This is a genomic window from Bacillus alkalicellulosilyticus (assembly GCF_002019795.1).
In the GTDB taxonomy this organism is placed as follows: domain Bacteria; phylum Bacillota; class Bacilli; order Bacillales; family Bacillaceae_F; genus Bacillus_AO; species Bacillus_AO alkalicellulosilyticum.
This window is the reverse complement of the sequence record NZ_KV917381.1, coordinates 2,737,320-2,759,308: the sequence shown is the minus strand read 5'-3', so window position 1 is coordinate 2,759,308 and position 21,989 is coordinate 2,737,320. Positions and strand designations below refer to the sequence as shown.

Sequence of the window (21,989 nt, the reverse complement as noted above, 5' to 3'; positions counted from 1 at the left end):
GCAATGATTTGTCGAAAAGTCTTATTTCCAGTTCCTTACTATGTGTTAGGCACATATACTATCTTAAAAAAAGAGGAGAGAGTGTTATGTACTACCATCATGTTCGGCCAGGAGAAACGCTTTGGTCAATTTCAGAAGATTACCGTGTCCCATTTGCAACATTAGTCAACGTCAATCAAATCAGTGACCCAAACATGATTTATGTAGGTCAGGCCATTTATATTCCTGGTCTACCGAATCCAGATACGATTCCTTACACGATTGAAGTTTCGATTTCAAATCGTACGCTGACCTTATATGAGAATGAAACCTATGTTAAAACATATCCGATTGCTGTTGGCAGAATTCTTCATCAAACCCCAGTTGGAGACTTTGTGGTTGTAAATCGAGCCCCCAATCCAGGAGGGCCATTTGGGACGATGTGGATGTCCTTATCGAAGAAACATTACGGGATTCACGGAACGAATGATCCTTCTTCAATAGGCAAAGCTGTCTCAAGAGGCTGTATCCGGATGTATAATAACGATGTTGAAGAACTTGCTAGAACGATACCAAATGGCACAGCGGTAAGAATAAGACCGTAAGTCCCTTCATGCATCCTTGAATTGAACTATGGTATAGTACTTATAGGAAATTGTGAAAGGATGTTTTGATGAAAAAAACGGTTGTAATCGCAGAAAAACCATCTGTAGGACGAGATATTGCTCGTGTACTACAGTGTCATAAAAAAGGAAATGGATTTTTTGAAGGGGACCGCTATGTCGTGACTTGGGCGTTAGGACACTTAGTGACGCTTGCCGACCCAGAAGCTTATGATGAAAAATATAAAGCTTGGAAACTAGAGGATTTACCGATGTTGCCTTCTTATATGAAACTTGTTGTTATTAAGAAAACAGGAAAGCAATTCCAAACGGTAAAAACACAGCTTCACCGCCAAGATGTTGGAGACATTGTCATTGCGACAGACGCTGGTCGAGAAGGAGAACTGGTTGCTCGTTGGATTCTTGAAAAGGCTAAAATTAATAAACCGCTAAAAAGACTTTGGATTTCCTCTGTCACGGACAAAGCAATTAAAGATGGGTTTTCACGTTTAAAAAGCGGAAAAGAATATGAAAACCTGTATCATTCAGCGGTAGCGAGATCGGAAGCTGATTGGTTTGTCGGCATTAATGCCACTCGAGCGCTAACGACAAAGTACAATGCCCAACTTTCCTGTGGCCGGGTTCAAACACCAACTCTGGCAATGATTGCGCAACGGGAAAAGGAGATCAACGAATTTAAACCGAAACCATTTTACGGTCTAACAGCTAAAACAGAGAACAACATCTTGTTAACGTGGCAAGACAAAAAATCAAAGCAACATCGAACGTTTGATAAACAAGTGATAGAACGAGTAGTAGCCAAAGTGAAGAATCAAAAGGCAACGATTATCAACGTGGATAAAAAGCCGAAGAAAAGCTTTGCCCCAGCATTATATGATTTAACGGAATTACAGCGGGACGCTAATAAAATTTTTGGATTCTCTGCAAAAGAAACGTTAGGAACGATGCAAAAGCTGTATGAACACCATAAAGTGCTAACCTATCCAAGAACAGATTCTAGGTTCCTTTCGTCTGATTTGGTGGAAACACTAGGGGACCGCTTAAGAGGGTGTAGTGTGGGGCCATATGCAGGACTTGTTGCTAAAATAAAAACACCAATTAAGGCGAATAAATCATTTGTCGATGATAGCAAAGTGTCTGACCACCATGCGATAATTCCTACAGAAGAAAGAGCGAGCTTACCAAGCTTATCCGATAAGGAACGGAAGATTTATGACCTTGTCGTGAAACGCTTTTTAGCTGTGTTATCTCCTCCGTTTGAATTTGAACAAACGACGATTCAAGCTGAAATCGCGGGAGAGTCCTTTCAAGCAAAAGGAAAAAAAGTGATTTCCCTTGGCTGGAAAGCGATATATGAGCACAATACGGATGAGGATTCTGACGATATTAAAGAACAAACGCTTCCAGACATTGCAAAAGGGACGAGCTTATCCATTACCAAGCTTACGGAAACAACAGGTGAAACGAAACCACCTGGCCGTTTTAATGAAGCAACGTTACTATCTGCGATGGAAAATCCAGTTCAATACATGCAAGGAGAAACAAAGGATTTAATCACCACAATCGGGAAAACTGGTGGACTAGGAACGGTAGCAACTCGAGCAGATATCATTGAAAAGCTTTTTAGTAGCTTTTTACTTGAGAAAAAGGGGAAAGACATCTTTATTACGTCTAAAGGAAGGCAACTATTGGAATTAGTACCTTCTGATTTACGGACACCGGCGTTAACAGCCGAGTGGGAACAAAAGCTAGATTTAATTTCAAAAGGCAAACTATCAAAACAAGCCTTTATTACAGAAATGAAAGGCTATGCAAAAACGGTCGTTCAAGAAATTAAACAAAGTGAACAGAAGTACAAGCATGACAATGTGACAGGAAGCAAATGTCCTGACTGTGGAAAGCTCCTTCTTGAAGTGAATGGGAAAAAGGGAAAAATGCGTGTGTGCCAGGACCGAGAATGTGGCTACCGTAAAAACATCGCCAAAGTAACCAATGCACGATGTCCCGTTTGTAAGAAAAAGCTAGAACTTCGAGGAGAAGGCGAAGGCCAGGTGTTTGCATGTAAATGTGGTCATAAAGAAAAGCTCTCCACTTTTAACGAACGAAAACAAAAGGAAAAAAATACAAAAGCGTCAAAGCGTGATGTCAATCAATATTTAAAGAAACAAAACAAAACGGAAGAAGAGCCATTTAATCCAGCATTAGCTGAAGCTCTAGCCAAGCTCAAGCTTGATAAATAACAGTGGCGGAGGAGTAAAGATGAAACGAATTGCGATTGATATGGATGAAGTGATAGCAGACATCATTCCCAAACAACTGACACGATACAATGATACGTTTAATGAAGCACTTACTCTTAAAGATTTACATGGATATAAGTTAAGGCATTTACGACCAGAACGAGTCGAGGACATCTGTAATTTTTACAGAGAACCCAACTTTTTTCGAGACTTAGGGGTGATGAAAGACAGTCAAGAGGTCATTCAAGAGCTGATGGGGAAATATGAGATATTTATCACAACGGCAGCGATGGAATACCCTACCTCATTTACAGCGAAATATGAATGGCTGAAAGAGCACTTTCCGTTTTTAAATGATTTGAATTTTGTCTTTTGTGGCGATAAAAGCATCATTAATGCTGATTATTTAATCGATGATAACGTAAAACATTTCCCGAATTTTAAGGGGCAAGGAATTCTGTTTACATCACCGCATAATGTGAATGAAACAAAGTATGTACGAGTAAACAACTGGCAAGAAGTACGAGATTATTTTCTAAAGTGAAAACAGGCTCACAGTATTATTCATAACAAAAAGGACTTAGAGATGTTCAGTTCTCTAAGTCCTTTGATTTATAGACGCCTCTTTAACTAACGCTCCCCCTTTATTTTTTCCAGTAAAAATTATAGTGAGAATGTTGAACAAAGCCTAATGATTTATAAAAAGGAGCATCGGAAATAACATATGCTTTCTTAGCACCTTCGGAATGACATCTTTTTAATGCTTCCAAAACTAATGCTTTCCCAATTCCCATTTTACGGTATTGAGGAACTGTACAAACAGGTTCTATGTAAGCATAATCAGTTTTGGGATTATACCAACATCCACAGTAAGCAACATAGACACCATCCTCATTCACTGCGACTACATGCAGATATGAGTTTAAATGGGGCGCTGATAACATTCTTTTTTGTTTATCAATAGTTTGTTCATCAAGAGGCAAATCGCCTTCGTTTTCAAATCCTTCCCATAATACTTTATGATGCTTAGACAAATCATTTTTGATATCAAGATTCCGTACTTCTATCCCTGTAGGAAGGGTGTAATCAAAACGTCTTCCCTCAAAAATATTCTCAAGTATGTTTTCAGTGTTTTTATCTTTAACAAACTCATAACTAAGCAATAAATCTCTTGTATGACTATCAGTATCATTAACGGCAATGCCTAAGCCATTTTCGTTACTAAAGGTTGTAATAGCATATTTTAATATTTCTTTTTCGAGCTCTTCATAGCCTTTCTTAACTGCATAAAAGGCTTCACCAAAGAAATGGTCATACGTTGTCATACCTACCAATTCATTATGATAAAACCATAATCCGATTTTGTCTGCCAAACTATTATCAAACTCGGGATGGAACACCATCCATTCCCACCTTGCCCAATTCCAATTGATATGGTTGCGGTCATCTTTTGATAACTCGATTAAAAAATCACAAACGGTATCGTAAAAAGAACTATCAAACGTTTTATATCTATATTTCATTAACAATCTCCCCTAACTACATTTAACTAAATCTAAAGGTTTTCTAATAAATTAAGTCCTTAATAAATCGTTTAATTGATTTAAGGCAGTAAAAGTTGTACTTTTATTTAAAGTGTTTTTTATCTCGAGTGCACAATCTCTGGAGTTTAAGAGAGAAGTATCAAGTTCGATATCATAGATAAAATGTTTATGAACAAGTTCAAATTGTGATTTTGCAAGTCCTACCATTCTATCTCTTCTATTTTTTTCCCTGTGTTCCAGTTCTTCCAATGGGCAGTGTACTCCAACAAACGTAACGGAAAGGTTCGATAATAATTCAACACATTCCTGTAACCAGTCTTTTTCTAAGATGACATGGTCAACAATGATGTTCTTTTCTAAAATGGCTAACGATTTTATAAAGTGGTGAAATAAAGAAATCATTGAAGCTCTGACAAAATGCAAAGCCTCAACCATCTTAGTATCATGCATTTGTTTGTTAGGGGTATACCCTTCTGGTAAGTAACTTTCAAGAAAACCTGCTAAATGGTCTATAGCAAGATAAGTATATGGCTCGTGTAAGACATTTTCTAGCTCTTTAGCAATACTTGTTTTCCCAGAACTCGAAGTCCCATTTAAAAAGATTATTTTACTTTTATTCATAGTCTTGTTTCCTTCCGATTGTTTCGATTCCTTTCGCTTTTAAAGCATTCAATCTTTTTAGTCTATCAATCATTAATAGATATCCTCTTATATTAACATTAAATTCCATAGTTACCACAGAAAATATTGTAACCCGGTCTTAGAGCGGGTGGGGATGAACATAATGGAATTAACACTATATCCAAAGTGTAAATGTCACAATTTAGACAAATAAATTTCATTGCATTTATAGTTCACGTCATTTATATTTAAACACATGAAATAAATAGTTCACTAGGTGAAGTATTTTAATAGAAAGGTTGGAATTCATGGATAAAGATACGTTATATCGTTACATTGAACGGTTAGATAATAGTTTTTATCGGATGATGAAAGAGTTAGGACCAAAAATTGTGGAGCAAATGGAAATCGGTTTAACTCCTGAACAATTATATGTATTAAATCTACTTTCAAAAAATGAGAAAATAACATCCTCTCATTTGGCAAATGAATTGAATGTAAAGCCAAGTGCGATTACAGCCATGGTTGATCGTTTAGTAAAGCATGAGTATGTAGAGAGATTGCGGGATGATAAGGATAGAAGAGTGGTTTATATTGCTCTTTCAGAACAAGGAAAAGAGATTCTCGTTAAATCTGAAAATAAACGAAATGAAATTATGGAGAAGTATGTGACTCAGCTTGAGGAAATAGAGCTAGAGCAGTTAGTCGTTGTATTTGAAAAGTTAACAACCATCATTATAAAAACAGAGGGTGAGAAGTCAGAATGAATATCTCGAAGTATGCCGTAAAAAATCCAGTAACAACCATCATGATGATGCTTCTAGTCCTATTACTTGGATTCGTTTCATTAACAGGATTAAAGCTAGATTTGATGCCAAATATAAACCCACCAGTTGTGGCCGTCATGACAACGTACCAAGGCGCAGGACCAGAAGAAGTCGCAGAAATGGTGACCAAACCCATTGAGGATGTAGTTGGAACAAGCTCTGGTCTGCAAACGATGCAGTCGAGAAGTAGCTCCAATTCGTCCCTAATCATTGCTCAATATGAGTGGGGGACGAACATTTCTGAAGTAAGAGAGGATTTAAGCACATCGCTTGGGTTAGTCCAGCTCGCAGATGGTGTTGGACAACCAATGATAGTAAAATTTGATCCGACGATGATGCCAATTATTCAGTTTGCTATTTCTAATGGGGATGATGTAGCTCATCTTCAAGAAATGATTGATGAAGTGATCGTACCACAATTACAAACGGTGGATGGTGTAGCAAGTGTCAATGTGATTGGTGGTTTTGAAGAAGAAATTTTAGTGTCTTTAAAAGAAGAGGATTTAAGTGAGTATAACTTATCACAGCAACAAATTGTTCAATTGATTCAAGGAAACAACCTAACGTTCCCTGGTGGGATTATTGAAGAAGGTGGAGAAAAGCTAAATCTTCGTGTGTTAGCCAAGGTAGAATCTATTGATGCACTGCAGGAGCTACCTGTTAGCATCATACCAGGAGAAGAGTTAGAGGTTGTCACACTAGGAGATGTAGCTGATGTCTCTATAGTGCCTAAAGATGTTGCTTCAATGGCAAGAACAAATGGAAAAGAAAGCCTCTTGATTAGCATTCAAAAAGGAGGAACCGCTAATACAGTTGAGGTATCAAATAGTGTTCAAGACCGTCTTAATTCTATTAAAAAGAATCATAGTGAACTTCGATTTGCGGTTTCGATGGACCAAGGCGATGTTATCCAGCAATCGGTATCCAATGTCTCTCTTGCCTTAATTTTTGGTGGTATCTTTGCAGTCGCTGTGATTCTAGTATTCTTACGTTCAATTCGAGCGACAATTATTGTAGGTGTAGCCATTCCGTTTTCGGTGATTTCAACGTTTATACTGATGTTTTTCTCCGGGATGTCGTTAAATATTATGTCTTTAGGTGGATTGGCACTTGGGGTCGGTATGCTTGTTGATAATGCGATAGTCGTGTTAGAAAATATTTATCGCCATTTAGGAAAAACAAAGTCTAGAAAAGAAGCTGCTGTACAAGGAGCGAAAGAAGTAAGTGGTGCGGTAACAGCTTCGATGCTAACTACATTATCTGTCTTCCTTCCTATTGTTTTTGTTGGTGGAATGGTCGGTGAGCTATTCAAAGAGCTTGCTCTTACTGTAACGTTTGCGTTACTTGCCTCGTGGGCTGTCGCTTTAACGGTAGTTCCAACATTGGGAGGATTATTATTAAAGCATGATAAAATCAAAGAACCAAAAGAAAATCGAATCTATAAATCTATGATTACATGGGCGCTAAACCATAGACTCGTAACATTGCTTATTGCTGGTGTTATCTTTGTAGGTTCGATATCAGCCGCTCCGCTAGTCGGAACAGAATTCATGCCATCACAGGATGAAGGAATGTTTACTGTCGATATCGAGTTACCAGAAGGAGCAAGTCTAGAGAGTACACTTGAGGTCGTTAAAGATATTGAAGAAGAAATATTAGCAGCAACAGAAGTCGATGTCGTCACTACTTCGGTAGGGAACTCTGATCCCTTTATGGCAGCGGCAACAGGTAGCGGTGAAAACCAAGGAAGCATAACGATTAATCTCATTAAGAGTGATGAACGAACTCGCGCAACAGAAAGAGTCATGTCAGATATAGAAGAAAAGGTAGAGTCACTCCAACATGAAGCAGAGATTACATTTAATGTGAGTAACTCGATGGAAGCGATGAGTGGGGCTCCAAATGCTATAGAGGTCATGTTATTAGGAAATGATAGAGACCAACTTGAAGAGTATTCAAGAGAGTTAACCGAACGCTTAGCTGATGTAGAGGAAATTCGTACGGTAACCGATAGTGTAGTTGATGGTAAACCGGAATACCAATACATTGTTGATAAAGAGGAAGCTTTCAAATATGGTCTCACAGCACATCAAGTGGCAACATCAGTCAATCAAGCATTACAAGGAACAGTAGCTGCAATGATTTTTGATACGGAAGTACGAGTCATAATGGATGACGTATCAAATTCAAAAAAAGCGATAGAAAACTTTATGATTGCGACTCAAACAGGGGAAGAAGTGGCCTTAAAGGACATAGGTGAAGTGGTTCGTGGTATTGGTCCTGTGACCGTCGTCAGAGAAAACCAGCAGGATTCAATTATTGTTAGTGCGACGTTCGAAGGGCAAGATATGGGAACTGTTTCTAGAAATGTACAGGTAACAATCGATGATATGATTTCCGATTTAAACATTGATACCGAACGTTTTACGATTAAAGTTGCAGGTGGAGCGGAAATGATGGATGAGGCTTTTGCAAGTTTACTACTGGCCTTAGTCCTAGCAATTGTATTCGTTTATATGGTTATGGCGAGTCAATTTGAATCGTTAGTACAGCCATTGATCATTATGTTCACATTACCATTAGCGGTTACGGGTGTGATTTTAGGTTTACTGACAACCGGATACGCTTTTGGAATTACAGCCTTTATCGGGATTATTATTCTCGTTGGTATTGTTGTTAATAATGCGATTGTCTTTATTGATTACACAAACCAACTAAGAGAGCGTGGATTAGCTGTACGAGAAGCACTTGTTCAAGCAGGCTTAACTCGCTTACGTCCGATTATTATGACAGCCTTAACTACCATGCTAGGTCTATTACCACTTGCGATTGGTGCAGGAGAAGGAACTGAATTACAAGCTCCTATGGCAATTGCAGTTATCGGTGGATTATTCACTTCAACGTTATTAACACTCGTTGTTATTCCTGTTATTTATAGCTTAGTATCAAGCATGAAAAACTCTCGCAAGAAATTTAAGCTAGCGATGCAAAAATACAATGAAGCGGATGAAGAAGTAGAAAGAGAGCGTTAAAGAATACGAAAAGGTGCTGCAAGGATGGTTGATATCCGCTGCAGCACTTTTTTAATATAATCAGAAAGTTGAAAGAATCTGGGGTCAATCAATTTTTTGTTATAACTAGCATTGAGTTCGCGTTTTTTTGAAATTCATAGTTTACTTTCTCTTCACGAACCTTCAAGTTTTTCTGCTTAAGTTCGTCGATTAACTCGTCAAGGTGAAGGTACCGTTGGCCATGTAAGTCAACGAGCGGGAAAATCCGTACTTCTTTCTTTGCGACTCGTATCAATTCATTCACAGTTTGAACATGTTCCTCGTAAGATAATCGGTCTGCATACATGAAAAGGAAATGAGCAGATAGAATCAGGTCAAACTCATTGTCTTTATAAGGAAGTGTAGGAAGCGTCACAAAATGATAGCGTTCGGGTCTCCTTAACATATCACTCGTACAATCCTCTAAGGCAACACGTCTTACGTGACTGAGTTCCTTGACGCTTTTAAAATAATCCCAAACATATTTTTCTTTTGTCTTTTCTAATACCGAAGCAGAATAAACAATATCATTAATTCCTTTTTTGCGTAAATTGTCTACATCGTGTGCGTAGGCAATATCACAAGCGGTTACATCTATTCCTTGCTGATTGGCATGGGCTGTAAACGAACAGGCACCTGCAGGACAATCAAGAATTCGCAACCCTTGTAACTCTTTGGGGGAAAGACCGAACATATGAAGATATTCATCAAAGTTCCTACCGATAAAAATAATACGGTCTAACTCTACATCTTTACTCATCTCAACTTCACTCAACTCATCTCACCTCTTCTAAAAGAATACTATTATGGTAACAAAATTCCTATTGGTGCACAATTATTTATAATTCGTACATCTGTTTAAGTAGGGATTGAATTTGTTGGATTGACATGTTTTCTTTTTTGCCATTCATATAAGTGTTGGTAATATCTAAACAAACATTACAGTATTCACCATGCTGATCAATCAGTCGGTCATCAGTTGAATCACTAAAAAAGCAGTTATGGTTACTAGTGTGTCCTATCTTTTCACACCCGCAATAACATGGCAATTGCTTAATATCTTGGTGATGGAGGATGTTCATATTGTACTCATAGACCGCAACGTTTGGTGACCAGTCTTCTTTAGGTTCATAAACGTATTCATTTGACTTGGCTACTTTTGGTTCCAGCATATCAAAAGTAAAAACCTCACTTTCATAACCGTTTGAAATGATTTGCACAGCATCGACATCAGCAAAGGAAAGCATCGTTAAGGCGATAGTTTCGGCAATGTAAATACCTTTTACGGTCTGAGATATGTCTGAGTAGGAATCAGATAATGTAATTGTAGTTATCCCGTTTTGCCCCCGCATTTCAACAAATTCAATCTTTTCAAATGGATTCTCTAACGTATCAGGTAAATCTTCAGATAAAGAAAATAACTTGTGAATTGTTGCTATCTTTGGATATTTTACTGAAGTTTTTTGCTCGATAAACTGATTTACCTGACTGTATTTCCCGACTGCGTTATTATAATAATAAAGAGTAGCAAGTGTACTGCCTGAAGGAGGAGTCACTTGGTAACTTGTAATCGGTTCGAGATTTTGTTCTTGTAGTGATTGTATCTTTGCCGTATAATCAGCAAGTGAATTGTCGCGTTCTACCCTACCTAATTCTTGTCCTGCATGATTTAAGAATAGGACAGTAGGATGCTGTTCAATACCATATGCTTCTAGCATGGCGGTATCCGAATAAACACTGTATGAAACATAATTAAAATCAGGATAAAGTTCTTTTAGCTTCTCGATTTCCTGGTCAGCGGTAATGCATGTTCCGCAACCCTCAAGAGTAAACGAAAAGACTTGAGTTACTTCATTTTCATTAGCGTTAATTGGTTTTTGGAAAGACATAATAAACACAGAAGCTAATGAGATTAAAAAGAAGATAATGATAAAAGTTGTCCAAAATAGGTTACTTATTTTCACTTAAAATCCCTCCTGAATAAGTTCTTCTATATTAGAGTAACAAAGTCTACTATGTGAAATGGTGAACAATGTATGATATTTTTAAGAACATAAAAATCATCAAAAAAAGGTTACCCATGGAGTATGTTCAAGGGTAACCGTTACTATTGATAAAAGGGTAATATAGTATTTGGGGACTATCAAAGAAGGCAATTGAGAACCTCACTCACAACTCAATTTAAAAGAAGGTGTCGGTTACGCTCATTGCTTGGAGTGTCTGACAAAAGGTAGAGGCCACTGAAAAAGTACAAACCAACTTTTTCAATGCCTTTAATTATGGTTGCAATGGCTCCACTCGTAGCAGGCTTTTAAAAAATGCAACGGTTACGCACATTGCTTAGAGGGCACTGAAAAAGTTAAAAACCTAACTTTTTCAGTGCCCTCAAAAAACAACCTTTTGTCAGAACCTCTTATCTTTGTTTTCGCTTTCTTTTAGGAGTTCGTCTATTTTTTTTATTCTTCTTTTTTCTTTTCGTCTTTCTTCTTTTGCTTCAAGATTAAGTGCTTTGTTTAGGGAGATAACCATCAATAACATAATTACAGCAAATGGTAGGGCGGCTACGATGGATGCTGTTTGTAAGCCACCTAATCCACCGCTCCATAGAAGAACGGCTGCAATTGAAGATTGAAGAACACCCCAAATGATTTTTGTCCGAGTGGCAGGATTTAATACCCCATTTGACGTTAACATACCAAGTACAAATGTTGCTGAATCTGCGGAAGTAATGAAAAAAGTAATGATTAGCAGTGTCGCAAGAACAGCTAGAATCATTCCTAAAGGCAGCTGTTGAAGAGTAATAAATAACGCAGTCGTAACATCATTGCTGACAGCATCTGAAATCGCTCCATTTTTAAATAAGTCAAAGAAAATCGCTGACCCGCCAAAAGCGGTGAACCAAAGTGTTCCTAAGAGGGTTGGTACAAGCAAAACCCCAAGAACAAATTCCTTTATTGTGCGGCCTTTGGAAACGCGGGCAATAAAGGTTCCAACAAATGGAGCCCAAGCAATCCACCACGCCCAATAAAATAAGGTCCAAGCACCTACCCATGTTCCTTGAGAGAATGGAGTCATTCGAAAACTCATCGGGATGATGTTTCCTAAATATCCACCTAGAGTGGTAGTAAAGGCATCTAAAATAAAAAAGGTTGGTCCAGCAAGAAGAACAAAAAGCAATAATCCCCCAGCTAATCCAAGATTGAGGTTACTTAAATAACGAATTCCTTTATTTAATCCTGTTGTAGCTGAGAGCATATAAAGAACGGTAACAACGGCAATGATTACGAGCTGTGTATTAATCGTATTAGGGATACCTAAAACATGAGTGAGACCTCCGTTAATTTGCAATGTTCCTAATCCTAAAGAGGTAGCAACACCGAAAGCAGTGGCAATCGCAGCTAACGTATCTATGCTTTTCCCTAAAGGACCTTCTACTCTATCCCCGATTAATGGTCGAAAAGTCGAACTAATTAGGCCGGATTCTCCTTTTCGAAATTGGGCATAGGCTAAAGCAAGTCCGACGACCGTATAAATGGCCCACGGATGTAACCCCCAGTGAAAAAATGAATACCTAAGAGCTAAACGAGCAGCTTCAGGTGTTTGACCTGCGACTTCAGGAAGAGGTGGAGTAATGAAATGATAGATAGGCTCAGCCACTCCCCAGAACACTAAACCGATACCCATTCCAGCAGAGAATAACATAGCAAACCATGTGTAATATGAATAATCAGGTTCATCGTCGTCTTCACCTAATTTAATTCTGCCATATGGTCCAAAGGCTAAATAAAAGGCAAAAGCTAAGAAAATAAACGTAGCAAATAAATAAAACCACCCAAATGAAGTAGTCGTAAATGCAAGAGCAGTATCAGCCACACGATCCAAATGGTCTGGAAGGATAAACCCCCATAATACAAAAATGGTGATTATTGAAACTGATATGTAAAATACAGGTCCTAATCTTTGATTGTCCATAATTTCCATCCCTTCATAAATCAACTATTGATAGTATGCTATTTTTATGTTGTTTTACTCACGACAAAGAGGGCCTATGTGCACATAAGTAATTGGTTACCTTACTTCCAGTGACCTCACTTTATTGCCAAAGTTAACATAAAAACCAAACAAAAAACAAAGACTACGTAAGGTATTCTTTAAAAAGGAGTGTTTAGATGAAGAAAATATTTGCATCCCTTGCCATTGTTGGGTCTTTACTTTCAATGGGAAGTAGTGTTTCAGCAGAAGAGCAAGGCATTGAAACAGAAACGAAAATTGAGTTAACTGAAGAACAAAAGGGAGAATTAGGAGAGTTATATCAAGAGATTTTTACTATGAAAAAAGAAGTGATTGATAAGTATGTGGAATTTGGTGTCTTCTCAGAAGAAAAAGGAGAAAAGATTAAATCACATATGGACCTTCATTTTGAGAAATTAGAAGGTAATCACTTTCTTCCAAAATGGGATAAACATAAACCGCACCATAATGAATAATGAATATAGGGTGGAACAAAAGGAAATAAACTTTTGTTCCACCCTCTTTCATGGATACATACACATGCACTTTTCAATTAATATTTATTAATTTTCCATGTTTTGAAACCTTTCCCTGTTAGTAAACGTCTTACAGAAAAAAGCAACTATTAGGGGGCAATTTTAATGAAAACAAGTAAGATAGGAAGCATGCTATTTTTGGTCATACTATTATTCTTAAGCGGGTGCGGCGGCAGTTATGATGAAGCAACAGAAAGCCCATCAATGGGGTATGACATGGCAGAGGAAGCGGCTATGGATACCCAAGCTGAATATGACTTTGCACTAGCGAATAAATTTGAGGGGGAGGGTGCTGTTGATGACGTAGAATTTCAAGAGCGTCAACTTGCAGAACCTGCTGAACCTTCTACATTAGCAACTGAGAGAGTCAGTGCTTCTGAGAGAATGGTGATTTATAATGCTTTCCTCTCCCTTGAAGTGAAAAGTTATCAGAAAATGACAGAACAGATAAGAGAAAAAGTAAGTGCTGTTGGGGGCTATGTTGTCGAATCTAACGTTTACAATCATGGGGAGGGAGACATTTATGGTCGGATGGTTGTAAAAGTTCCACAAAAAAGCTTTGACCCATTACTAACGGAGATTGAGACAAACAGTATAAAAGTAGAAGAGAGAACAGTTTCTGGTCAAGATGTAACAGAGGAGTATGTCGATTTAGAATCTAGACTACGTTCAAAAGAAGCCGTCGAGAAAAGGCTGCTATCTTTTATGGAGGAAGCGGAAAAAACAGAAGATTTATTGAAAATTTCTAATGACTTAGGGAGAGTTCAAGAAGAAATAGAACAGCTAAAAGGGAGAATGAAGTATTTAGAAAACAATGTATCCTTTTCGACAATAAGTATGGATTTGCATGAGCGCCAAGTTAACGTTGCTTCAATACAAGATACTGAAAACTTAAATACGTGGGTGAAAGCAAAAAGCTTATTTATGGATAGTGTAAATGGAATCATTAGCTTGTTTTCATCACTTGTTATTTTAGCCATTGGCTTATCACCGGTCTTTTTACCAATTCTATTCGTTGCGTTTTTTATAACGGTGTTCATTCGAAAAAAGAAAGCTAAAAATATTTCGACTAACGAATAACAATTGTTTGACTAAGCAGGTGGTCAATTTTGGCACCTGCTTTCTCTATCATGTTTTCCTATATTATTGATCATACTACTAAAGGATTACATAGGAGGAGGGTGTTTATGTATCGTTTATTTTCACATAACGATTTAGATGGGGTAGGTTGTGGGATTGTTGCCAAAATAGCATTTGGAGAAAACGTTGAGATTCGCTATAATTCCGTATCAAGTTTAGACTACCAGGTCGAACGATTTTTAGAAAAAGGAAGAAAAGAGGATAGTGCCTTTATCACAGATTTATCGGTTCATGAGAAAGTTGAAAAACGAATTGACCAACATGTTCAAGACGGGTGGAACATTACGTTAATTGACCATCATAAAACAGCGCTTCACTTTAATAACCATGAATGGGGTCATGTTAAAGTAGAGTATGAGGATGGAAGGCTTTGTTCAGCTACGTCTCTTTTTTATGAACACCTTATTGAACATAGTCTATTAGACCGTTCGAAGGGTCTCGACCAATTTGTTGAATTAGTAAGGCAATATGATACATGGGAATGGGATGCCAATAATAACACGATGGCAAAACGATTAAATGATTTATTTTTTATGATTTCAATTGATGAATTTGAAGAAAGAATCATTCAACGAATAAAACAAAATCAAGAGTTTCAATTTGATGATTTTGAAGTGAAAATCCTTGATATGGAAGAAGATAAAATTGAACGATATGTGCGAAAAAAACGGAGAGAAATGGTACAAACGTTTATTGGGGACTATTGTATAGGAATTGTTCATGCTGAATCATATCATTCTGAACTAGGAAATGAATTAGGGAAAAACAACCCACATATTGATTACATTGCACTTGTTAATGTGGGTGGCAAGAGAATGAGCTTACGAACGATTCACGACCATGTCGATGTGTCAGCCATAGCAAATCAATATGGAGGAGGCGGGCATGCGAAAGCCTCGGGTTGTTCGTTATCGAATGAAGCTTATAAGTTGTACGTAGCAGAGCCATTTGAACTCGACCCGTTACGTGTTGATGCTTTTCGAAATCGGTATAATCATAAAGAATCAAAGCTGGGAAGTTTATATGAAAACAACGAACAGGACCAATTTTTCATTTATGCGCATGAAGATGGTTGGAATGTTGAGCGAAATAAAATACCGATGCAGCAATTGTTTGCTACGTTCACCGAAGCAGAGCATCACTTAAAGAGGCACTTTGGTGTAGCTTTGGTGAGAGATGAGGTGTTTGTGAGGTATTTGATGGACCATATGCACCATACTCGGGTAACAGGACAAGATACTTTAAAATCGTTTGCTCAACACGAAAATGAACAGGTAGGACCTGAGCAAGATTATTATTCCCACTAACATTAGTGAAGGGGCTAGAACAAATGGTAAGATCGTCCGTTTGTTCTAGCCCCATTAAAGATTATTTAGCTAAAAGTTCTTCAAGTTGGTTTGTTAAATTTTCTAGTTCAGCAAAGCTTGTCACGATTTCTTCTATACGATGATGTTGTTCTTCAATGCTTGCAAGTATTTCTTCAACAGAGGCACTTGATTGCTGAGTAATTGCTGTAACTGATGAAATCTCTGTAGTGATTTCTTGCGAATCAGATAGTAACTGAGATAGTAATGACTCCACCTTAGTAGATTGTGTAGAAACAAGTTCAGTATTGGCATTTATTTGGTCAAAACGTTTTTCAGTAGTTTCTGTCACTTGTTTCCCTTTTTGAATCGCAATGGCACCTTGTTCAATTTCTTTTGCGATTTGTTCGGTCTGAGTTTCAATTGTCGTAATGATCTCGCTGATTTCTTCAGTAGTTTGCTTGGAATCGGTAGCTAATTTTCGAACTTCATCAGCTACAATCGCAAAGCCCCGTCCGTGTTCTCCAGCTCTTGCGGCTTCAATCGCTGCATTTAAGGCTAATAAATTGGTTTGTTCAGAAATGTCACTAATTTTAGTAAGAAAATTAATAATGTTTTTGTTTTGATTTCTCAAACCTTCCATCAGTGTTGAAGTATTATCCATTAGAGAAGATACATTATGAATTTCGGCAGACAGTTCTTTTACTTGGTTATAGCCTTCCTTGATAATTGAGGCATTCAGGCTTGAGAGTTCTTGCATTTTTTCAGACGATATTGCGATAGATGAAACAAATGAATTTGTGTTTTCAATGGAATGGTGCATTCCTGATATACTCACTGCTTGTGCTTCAATTCCTTTGGCTACCTCATTAAAAGCAATCGTCACTTCCTGTGAAATATTCCCAGTTGAGTCAACGTTCGTTTTTAACGATTCACTAAAACGTGATAGTGTAATTATTGTATTAGAAACTTTCTCTAGAATTTCTTCGGTTTTCTGTTGCTGGTCTTGAATATTAGCTTTATCTTTATCTGTTTGTTTTTGAAGTCGTTCCCCAATCCGGGCCTGCATCACTAGGATAATACTGATAACAATATAAAACGCATTAAGCCCAACAATATAATCATCCGCTACTCCAAAAAACATTTCATCACTAAAAGTAAATAAGAAATAGTTGGATACGAGTAAGCCTACTCCAGCAGCTATAGCAATCGAACGATAATTCAAGTAAACTGTAACGATTGCTAAGCTTACGTAAATCATAAAGTAATTAGAAAATCTAGGTGAATCCATCACCATGACTACAGTTAAAATCGTTAATAAGATAATGACTATATATTGTACTTTTGTAGGATTCCATTTCTTATAGGTAATGAATTGTAAAGTAAGACAGATTAGTAATCCTGTCACAAAGAAATTAAGAATATTTTCTGGGTCACTTACATATTTTCCAAGTAAACCGAGACCAAATATTGTCCAAAGTAACTTTAATACTAGACGATTGCTTGAATGATAATTTTCTGAAATATTCGACATTTCACGACACCTTTCGTAGTTTGATTTCTTAATTATAATCTATATCAAGAATGTTTTGAATTAAAATTTTTCACAAAATAAAAAAGCCATTCCGAAATGGAATGACTGTTTATAAGTATGATTAGCTTATTTTTTTATTTAACATTTCAGTGGCTTGTTCTTCCGTTAAGCCCTTCACTAAAATCAATTCGCTTGTTAGGATTTGAAGTGCATTATCAAGCAATGATTTATCTTGAGTGCTGATTTTTTGTTGTTTTCGTAAATACACGAGGTCCCGAATCACTTGTGCATTTTCGAAAATATCCCCACTTTTAAGTTTCTTAACATTAAGGTGATATCTTTGGTGGCGATTTACACTAAGGTCAGGTTCTCCGTCAAAAATGATTTCCAGAACTTGTTCAAGAGTATCAGAGTCGACAACGCCACGAATACCTAATCCATCTGTTTTCCCTTGGGGGATCATCACCTGCATGTTGCTGTGATCCATTTGGAAAATGTAATAAGAACGTGTCTCACCGAGAATTTCTTTTTCTTCGATGTCTTTAATTACTCCTGCGCCGTACATTGGATAAACAATTTTGTCGCCAATTTGATACATAATTAGCCCCCTTAAACGGTATAGTCTACATTATATCATATTAAGCTTGTTTTAGCAAAATTCATGAATTTTTTATGATATCATTTTAAATGGATTTTTGTCAACAAAAATAATCACATTTATGTAAACGTTTTCTTTGCCTTTATAAAGTGTACCCTAATATTTAGAATCAACTCTGAAAATTTTTAATAATACATCTTGAAAATTATGGAATTGTGGAGAGGGGCAAGTCCAGACACTTTTTTGTTTTTTTTACATAAAAAAAAGATTGTCTTTTTAATAAAGGTGAACTATGATACAGATAACTTCATACTACTCAAAGGGGAGTAGCTTTTTGTCCAAAGTCGACAGCACGGGATTATACCCCGGCTTTGGAGACAGCCTGTGGTTGTTAGCAAGACCTTTGCCAAGCGGTAAAGGTCTTTTTTTGTCCCCATTATTAGACCTTTACCCCAAGTTAGTAGGTAGAGGTCTATTTTAATTTTAGGAGGAAAAAGGATGGAGCTACAACTCATTCTTGAGTATGGTTGGGTCTTACTAGTATTAATTGGATTGGAAGGTTTGTTAGCAGCAGACAATGCCGTTGTACTAGCAATGATGGTTAAGCATTTACCTGAAAAGGAGAGAAAAAGAGCGTTATTTTATGGACTTGCAGGAGCATTTGTATTCCGCTTTGCTTCCTTGTTCTTAATAGCTTTTTTAGTAAACGTTTGGTTTATTCAAGCGGTTGGTGCATTATATTTACTTTTTATTGCTGGGAATTTCTTAATCAAGAAGTATGTTTCGAAAAAAGTATCAGTTGAAAAAGAAGGTAAGGACACTAAAGGATCGGGTTTTTGGATGACCGTTTTAAAAGTGGAACTTGCTGATATTGCTTTTGCTGTCGATTCCATTTTAGCAGCGGTTGCCTTGGCTATGACATTACCAGCTACTTCTCTCCCGAAAATAGGGGGATTAGATGGGGGTCAGTTTATCGTAATATTTATAGGTGGATTTATTGGTCTAATTATAATGCGTTTTGCTGCTGGTAAATTTGTGAAATTGCTCCACCGAAAACCTGGACTTGAAACAGGAGCGTATTTAATTGTTGGTTGGGTTGGAGTGAAGTTAAGTGTGTATACATTAGCTCACCCTTCACTAGCAGTACTACCTAAGGAATTCTCACACTCGCCAGAATGGAAAATTACCTTTTGGGTAGTCTTAATCGGGATAGCAACATTAAGTTGGTTCTTATCGAAAGAAGTCGTCGATGAGCCTGCTGAGGTCGTTGATAAAGTAGTCTAAGAATCGGCAATTCGTTTCAAAGACAAGAGGAGGGTGGAACGAAAGGTTACCTTTTGTTCCACCCCCTCCTCTATTCGTTTATATCTTTTAGTTGTTGGTCAGAAGGAAGCAAAAAGGTTAAGGCGCCTATTAACGGGAGTGAAACGGTAAAGAGCATCGTGTTAGTAAGACCAATGGAATCGGCTAACCAACCTAAAGCTATTGATCCGACAGCTCCCATTCCAAAGGCAAGACCAATGATAAGCCCGGACACCATCCCAATTTTACCTGGTACAAGCTCCTGGGCATAAACGACAGTAACAGAAAAACTAGACAATATGATGAAGCCAATGACGGTTACTAGTGGATAAGCCCAAAAAGCTGTGACATGTGGAAGTAGTAACGCTAGCGGGGCTGAGGCAAGCATTGAAATCATAATCATATTCCGTTTGCCAAACCGGTCAGCTAAAGGTCCACCACAAAAAGTACCAACAGCTCCAGCACCTAAGAAAAGAAAGATAAAAACTTGGGACTGCGATATCGATAATTGATAGCTATCAATAATATAAAAAGCATAAAAGTTGGTAATGCCAGCATGGAACCAAGACCTAGCAAACACAAGAAAGATTAATAGTGTAATGGCAAAAATGATTGTCTTCTTATGTTTAGTTGGAAGCTTTCGATTCCTTGTTTTTTGCTTGCTTTTAGATAAGGCAACAATTTGTTCAGAATACCATTTCGCTATGTAAAACAATAAAATAACGGCCAAGGCAGCTACAAACGTAAACCAAATTGCTCCCGATTGACCAAGTGGAACAAGTACAAGAGCTGTAATTAAAGGAGCTAACGCTTGCCCTGAATTTCCTCCCACTTGAAAAATAGATTGCGCTAACCCTCTTCGTGCTCCTGCGGCCATATAGGCAACTCTTGAACCTTCAGGATGAAATGTAGCAGAACCAATTCCGATGAAGACGACAGATATCACAATAAGCCAAAACGAAGGAGACAACGCTAAACCAAGAACGCCGAATAAAGTAAAACATAGTCCGATTGGTAAGGCATAAGGAGATGGTTTTTTATCAGTATATAGACCGATTGCTGGTTGGATTAAAGATGAAGTTGCGTTTAGTGCGAAAGCGATTATCCCGAGTTGTGTAAAAGAAAACCCCATCGATGCTTGTAAGATAGGAAACATCGCCGGAACAACCGCTTGAATTGAATCATTTAATAAATGGACAAAACCAATAATCAGTAAAATTCGATACATCGTTTTGGGTTCAGGTTTCTCAGGGCTTTTAAGTACTTCCATTTCCTCTCCTTCTTTCATGTTCCCGTTGTAGAAATTAATAGTATTTGTAATTTTAATTTAAAATTACGTAAATTTACATAAAATTAATTATTTTTTTCGTGAATACCTTTTTCTGTAAAGTGGAATATTACTTATTGTTAGGAGGTGAGGGTAAATGGCTAGAAACAACCGTAATAACAACAACAACAATAACAATAACAACAACAATAACAATAACGAACTTAACATCGATAATGCAAACACTGAGTTTGCTCAAGAGAATGATGTAAACCGTAACAATCGTAATAACCGTAACAATCGTAACAACAACAATAACAACTAATACTTACAGAAAAAAGAACGTAGTGGCCACTACGTTCTTTTTTTGTAGGGAAAATATAAAAAAACTCTTGGGGTCAATCACTGATGAACACTGGCTTCGCTCGCTATGTGTCAAACAAAAGAACCTCACTTGTGTTTGATTTTAAAAGAAGGTAGCGGTTTCGCACAGTATTAGTAAGAAAAACCAAGGAGTGGTTTTTCTTAATACAATTTGATTTTTAGTTCAGTTTTCGAGAATACGTCCTGAGCGACTGGATGTTCTGGTTGATAGCAAAACGTATCAAAAGAAAGCTCGTGTAAGTCAGGGATGTCACAAACTATTTTTGCAAGCTCCTTACTAATCATCGCTGTTTCACGGCCTGCTTCTAGTTTCTTTTTATAGCGATTGTACTTTGGATCCAACGCTTCGAGCTCTTCGTATAATTTTTCAATCGTACCGTATTGTTGAATTAAAGGAAGTGCTGATTTTTCTCCGACTCCAGGACAACCAGGAATATTATCACTTTTATCCCCTAGTAAAGCTTTTACATCAACCCACTGCATAGGGTCTATGGCATAATCCTCTTTAAAATGGGCTAACGAATAAATCGTTTCGCCTTTTTTGCTAGCAATAATTTGAGAGGTTTGGTCAGATAACAATTGAAGTAAGTCTCGGTCATTGCTGTAAATATAACAGCTTCTGTCTTGTTGCTTTGTCCAAAGAGTGGCGACCGTCCCTATCGCATCATCTGCTTCATATGGCGGCGTAACCAATTGATAAATGCCTAGTTCCTCAAGTATAGCTGTACAAGTTTCATATTGTTGAATAAGAGGGTCAGGTAATTCCCCTCTTGTCGCTTTATAGAAATCATATTTTATACGTCGTTCCGTTTCTTCACGTTTGACGTCCCATGCCACAGCTACATGGGTAATACCATGTTCACCAATTAAGTTAAATAGCTTTTGAAAGAATACACGAAGGGCATTGGTATATTGACCTTGACTATTCTTAGTTAGTTCCTCTTCGCTCTTTCCATAAGCAGTTGCAAAATAACCTCGACTTAATAAATTAAATCCATCTATAAGTAATAACGATTGTTTTTCCATAAA

General features: G+C 37.4%; 19 protein-coding genes. 10 read left to right on the top strand and 9 right to left on the bottom strand.

Going from position 1 to position 21,989, the window contains the following annotated elements:
• Positions 1–86: 86 nt before the first annotated feature.
• From BK585_RS13745 to BK585_RS13735, 3 genes are all read left to right on the top strand, one after another.
• Positions 87–584 carry a L,D-transpeptidase family protein gene (locus BK585_RS13745; protein WP_078554032.1) on the top strand — a complete coding sequence of 166 codons (498 nt, stop codon included), beginning with the start codon at positions 87–89 and terminating at the stop codon, positions 582–584.
• Positions 585–652: 68 nt separating this feature from the next.
• A complete protein-coding gene (locus BK585_RS13740) occupies positions 653–2,842 on the top strand; it encodes a DNA topoisomerase III (protein ID WP_078554030.1) in 2,190 nt (729 codons plus the stop codon).
• Between the two features lie 19 nt (positions 2,843–2,861).
• The gene (locus tag BK585_RS13735; RefSeq protein WP_078554028.1) at positions 2,862–3,386 is read left to right on the top strand and encodes a 5' nucleotidase, NT5C type; all 525 of its coding nucleotides are present in this window, start codon (positions 2,862–2,864) and stop codon (positions 3,384–3,386) included.
• A 100-nt stretch (positions 3,387–3,486) separates the two neighbouring features.
• Here BK585_RS13735 and BK585_RS13730 read toward each other — a convergent pair whose 3' ends face one another.
• Both BK585_RS13730 and BK585_RS13725 read right to left on the bottom strand, forming a co-directional pair.
• The gene (locus tag BK585_RS13730; protein ID WP_078554026.1) at positions 3,487–4,365 is read right to left on the bottom strand and encodes a GNAT family N-acetyltransferase; all 879 of its coding nucleotides are present in this window, start codon (positions 4,363–4,365) and stop codon (positions 3,487–3,489) included.
• Positions 4,366–4,416: 51 nt separating this feature from the next.
• Entirely contained in the window at positions 4,417–5,007 is a 591-nt protein-coding gene (locus BK585_RS13725) for a chloramphenicol phosphotransferase CPT family protein (RefSeq protein WP_078554024.1), read from the bottom strand.
• A 308-nt stretch (positions 5,008–5,315) separates the two neighbouring features.
• Between BK585_RS13725 and BK585_RS13720 the strand changes: the two genes are divergently transcribed.
• Positions 5,316–5,774, top strand: a complete 459-nt coding sequence (locus BK585_RS13720) for a MarR family winged helix-turn-helix transcriptional regulator (protein WP_078554023.1) — start codon at positions 5,316–5,318, stop codon at positions 5,772–5,774.
• Entirely contained in the window at positions 5,771–8,866 is a 3,096-nt protein-coding gene (locus tag BK585_RS13715) for an efflux RND transporter permease subunit (RefSeq protein ID WP_078554021.1), read from the top strand. The genes BK585_RS13720 and BK585_RS13715 overlap by 4 nt, the downstream gene beginning before the upstream one ends.
• An 88-nt stretch (positions 8,867–8,954) precedes the next feature.
• On the opposite strand, the gene BK585_RS13710 is transcribed toward BK585_RS13715, so the two are convergent.
• From BK585_RS13710 to BK585_RS13700, 3 genes are all read right to left on the bottom strand, one after another.
• Positions 8,955–9,659, bottom strand: a complete 705-nt coding sequence (locus tag BK585_RS13710; RefSeq protein WP_078554020.1) for a class I SAM-dependent methyltransferase — start codon at positions 9,657–9,659, stop codon at positions 8,955–8,957.
• Between the two features lie 64 nt (positions 9,660–9,723).
• Positions 9,724–10,848 carry a PCYCGC motif-containing (lipo)protein gene (locus BK585_RS24440; RefSeq protein ID WP_078554018.1) on the bottom strand — a complete coding sequence of 375 codons (1,125 nt, stop codon included), beginning with the start codon at positions 10,846–10,848 and terminating at the stop codon, positions 9,724–9,726.
• A 439-nt stretch (positions 10,849–11,287) separates the two neighbouring features.
• A complete protein-coding gene (locus BK585_RS13700; RefSeq protein ID WP_078554016.1) occupies positions 11,288–12,856 on the bottom strand; it encodes a glycine betaine uptake BCCT transporter in 1,569 nt (522 codons plus the stop codon).
• A 197-nt stretch (positions 12,857–13,053) separates the two neighbouring features.
• Here BK585_RS13700 and BK585_RS13695 point away from each other — a divergent pair, with 197 nt between their 5' ends.
• From BK585_RS13695 to BK585_RS13685, 3 genes are all read left to right on the top strand, one after another.
• A complete protein-coding gene (locus BK585_RS13695; protein ID WP_078554014.1) occupies positions 13,054–13,371 on the top strand; it encodes a YckD family protein in 318 nt (105 codons plus the stop codon).
• A 165-nt stretch (positions 13,372–13,536) separates the two neighbouring features.
• Entirely contained in the window at positions 13,537–14,511 is a 975-nt protein-coding gene (locus BK585_RS13690; protein ID WP_078554012.1) for a DUF4349 domain-containing protein, read from the top strand.
• Positions 14,512–14,618: 107 nt separating this feature from the next.
• Positions 14,619–15,878, top strand: a complete 1,260-nt coding sequence (locus tag BK585_RS13685; RefSeq protein ID WP_281248913.1) for a DHH family phosphoesterase — start codon at positions 14,619–14,621, stop codon at positions 15,876–15,878.
• 61 nt (positions 15,879–15,939) lie between these two features.
• Here the strand turns inward: BK585_RS13685 and BK585_RS24995 are convergent, their stop codons facing one another.
• Positions 15,940–17,409: a methyl-accepting chemotaxis protein gene (locus tag BK585_RS24995; RefSeq protein ID WP_078554010.1), complete on the bottom strand. Its 1,470-nt coding sequence runs from the start codon at positions 17,407–17,409 to the stop codon at positions 15,940–15,942.
• A 121-nt stretch (positions 17,410–17,530) separates the two neighbouring features.
• On the bottom strand, positions 17,531–18,007 hold the full coding sequence (locus BK585_RS13675) for a CarD family transcriptional regulator (protein WP_078554008.1): 477 nt from the start codon (positions 18,005–18,007) through the stop codon (positions 17,531–17,533).
• A gap of 498 nt (positions 18,008–18,505) precedes the next feature.
• On the opposite strand from BK585_RS13675, the gene BK585_RS13670 reads away from it, so the two are divergent.
• Entirely contained in the window at positions 18,506–19,291 is a 786-nt protein-coding gene (locus tag BK585_RS13670; protein ID WP_078554006.1) for a TerC family protein, read from the top strand.
• A 70-nt stretch (positions 19,292–19,361) separates the two neighbouring features.
• Here the strand turns inward: BK585_RS13670 and BK585_RS13665 are convergent, their stop codons facing one another.
• The gene (locus BK585_RS13665; RefSeq protein WP_078554004.1) at positions 19,362–20,579 is read right to left on the bottom strand and encodes an MFS transporter; all 1,218 of its coding nucleotides are present in this window, start codon (positions 20,577–20,579) and stop codon (positions 19,362–19,364) included.
• Between the two features lie 154 nt (positions 20,580–20,733).
• Between BK585_RS13665 and BK585_RS24060 the strand changes: the two genes are divergently transcribed.
• Positions 20,734–20,901, top strand: a complete 168-nt coding sequence (locus tag BK585_RS24060; protein WP_170885588.1) for a hypothetical protein — start codon at positions 20,734–20,736, stop codon at positions 20,899–20,901.
• A gap of 200 nt (positions 20,902–21,101) precedes the next feature.
• On the opposite strand, the gene BK585_RS13660 is transcribed toward BK585_RS24060, so the two are convergent.
• A complete protein-coding gene (locus tag BK585_RS13660) occupies positions 21,102–21,986 on the bottom strand; it encodes a 5'-3' exonuclease (protein ID WP_078554002.1) in 885 nt (294 codons plus the stop codon).
• Positions 21,987–21,989 lie beyond the last annotated feature (3 nt).

What these genes read in the sequence shown, in the direction of transcription:
- BK585_RS13745 (WP_078554032.1), top strand. Translation starts at nt 87, where the DNA reads ATGTACTACCATCATGTTCGGCCAGGAGAAACGCTTTGGTCAATTTCA.
- BK585_RS13740 (WP_078554030.1), top strand. Translation starts at nt 653, where the DNA reads ATGAAAAAAACGGTTGTAATCGCAGAAAAACCATCTGTAGGACGAGAT.
- BK585_RS13735 (WP_078554028.1), top strand. Translation starts at nt 2,862, where the DNA reads ATGAAACGAATTGCGATTGATATGGATGAAGTGATAGCAGACATCATT.
- BK585_RS13730 (WP_078554026.1), bottom strand. Translation starts at nt 4,365, where the DNA reads ATGAAATATAGATATAAAACGTTTGATAGTTCTTTTTACGATACCGTT.
- BK585_RS13725 (WP_078554024.1), bottom strand. Translation starts at nt 5,007, where the DNA reads ATGAATAAAAGTAAAATAATCTTTTTAAATGGGACTTCGAGTTCTGGG.
- BK585_RS13720 (WP_078554023.1), top strand. Translation starts at nt 5,316, where the DNA reads ATGGATAAAGATACGTTATATCGTTACATTGAACGGTTAGATAATAGT.
- BK585_RS13715 (WP_078554021.1), top strand. Translation starts at nt 5,771, where the DNA reads ATGAATATCTCGAAGTATGCCGTAAAAAATCCAGTAACAACCATCATG.
- BK585_RS13700 (WP_078554016.1), bottom strand. Translation starts at nt 12,856, where the DNA reads ATGGACAATCAAAGATTAGGACCTGTATTTTACATATCAGTTTCAATA.
- BK585_RS13695 (WP_078554014.1), top strand. Translation starts at nt 13,054, where the DNA reads ATGAAGAAAATATTTGCATCCCTTGCCATTGTTGGGTCTTTACTTTCA.
- BK585_RS13690 (WP_078554012.1), top strand. Translation starts at nt 13,537, where the DNA reads ATGAAAACAAGTAAGATAGGAAGCATGCTATTTTTGGTCATACTATTA.
- BK585_RS13685 (WP_281248913.1), top strand. Translation starts at nt 14,619, where the DNA reads ATGTATCGTTTATTTTCACATAACGATTTAGATGGGGTAGGTTGTGGG.
- BK585_RS24995 (WP_078554010.1), bottom strand. Translation starts at nt 17,409, where the DNA reads ATGTCGAATATTTCAGAAAATTATCATTCAAGCAATCGTCTAGTATTA.
- BK585_RS13675 (WP_078554008.1), bottom strand. Translation starts at nt 18,007, where the DNA reads ATGTATCAAATTGGCGACAAAATTGTTTATCCAATGTACGGCGCAGGA.
- BK585_RS13670 (WP_078554006.1), top strand. Translation starts at nt 18,506, where the DNA reads ATGGAGCTACAACTCATTCTTGAGTATGGTTGGGTCTTACTAGTATTA.
- BK585_RS13665 (WP_078554004.1), bottom strand. Translation starts at nt 20,579, where the DNA reads ATGGAAGTACTTAAAAGCCCTGAGAAACCTGAACCCAAAACGATGTAT.
- BK585_RS24060 (WP_170885588.1), top strand. Translation starts at nt 20,734, where the DNA reads ATGGCTAGAAACAACCGTAATAACAACAACAACAATAACAATAACAAC.
- BK585_RS13660 (WP_078554002.1), bottom strand. Translation starts at nt 21,986, where the DNA reads ATGGAAAAACAATCGTTATTACTTATAGATGGATTTAATTTATTAAGT.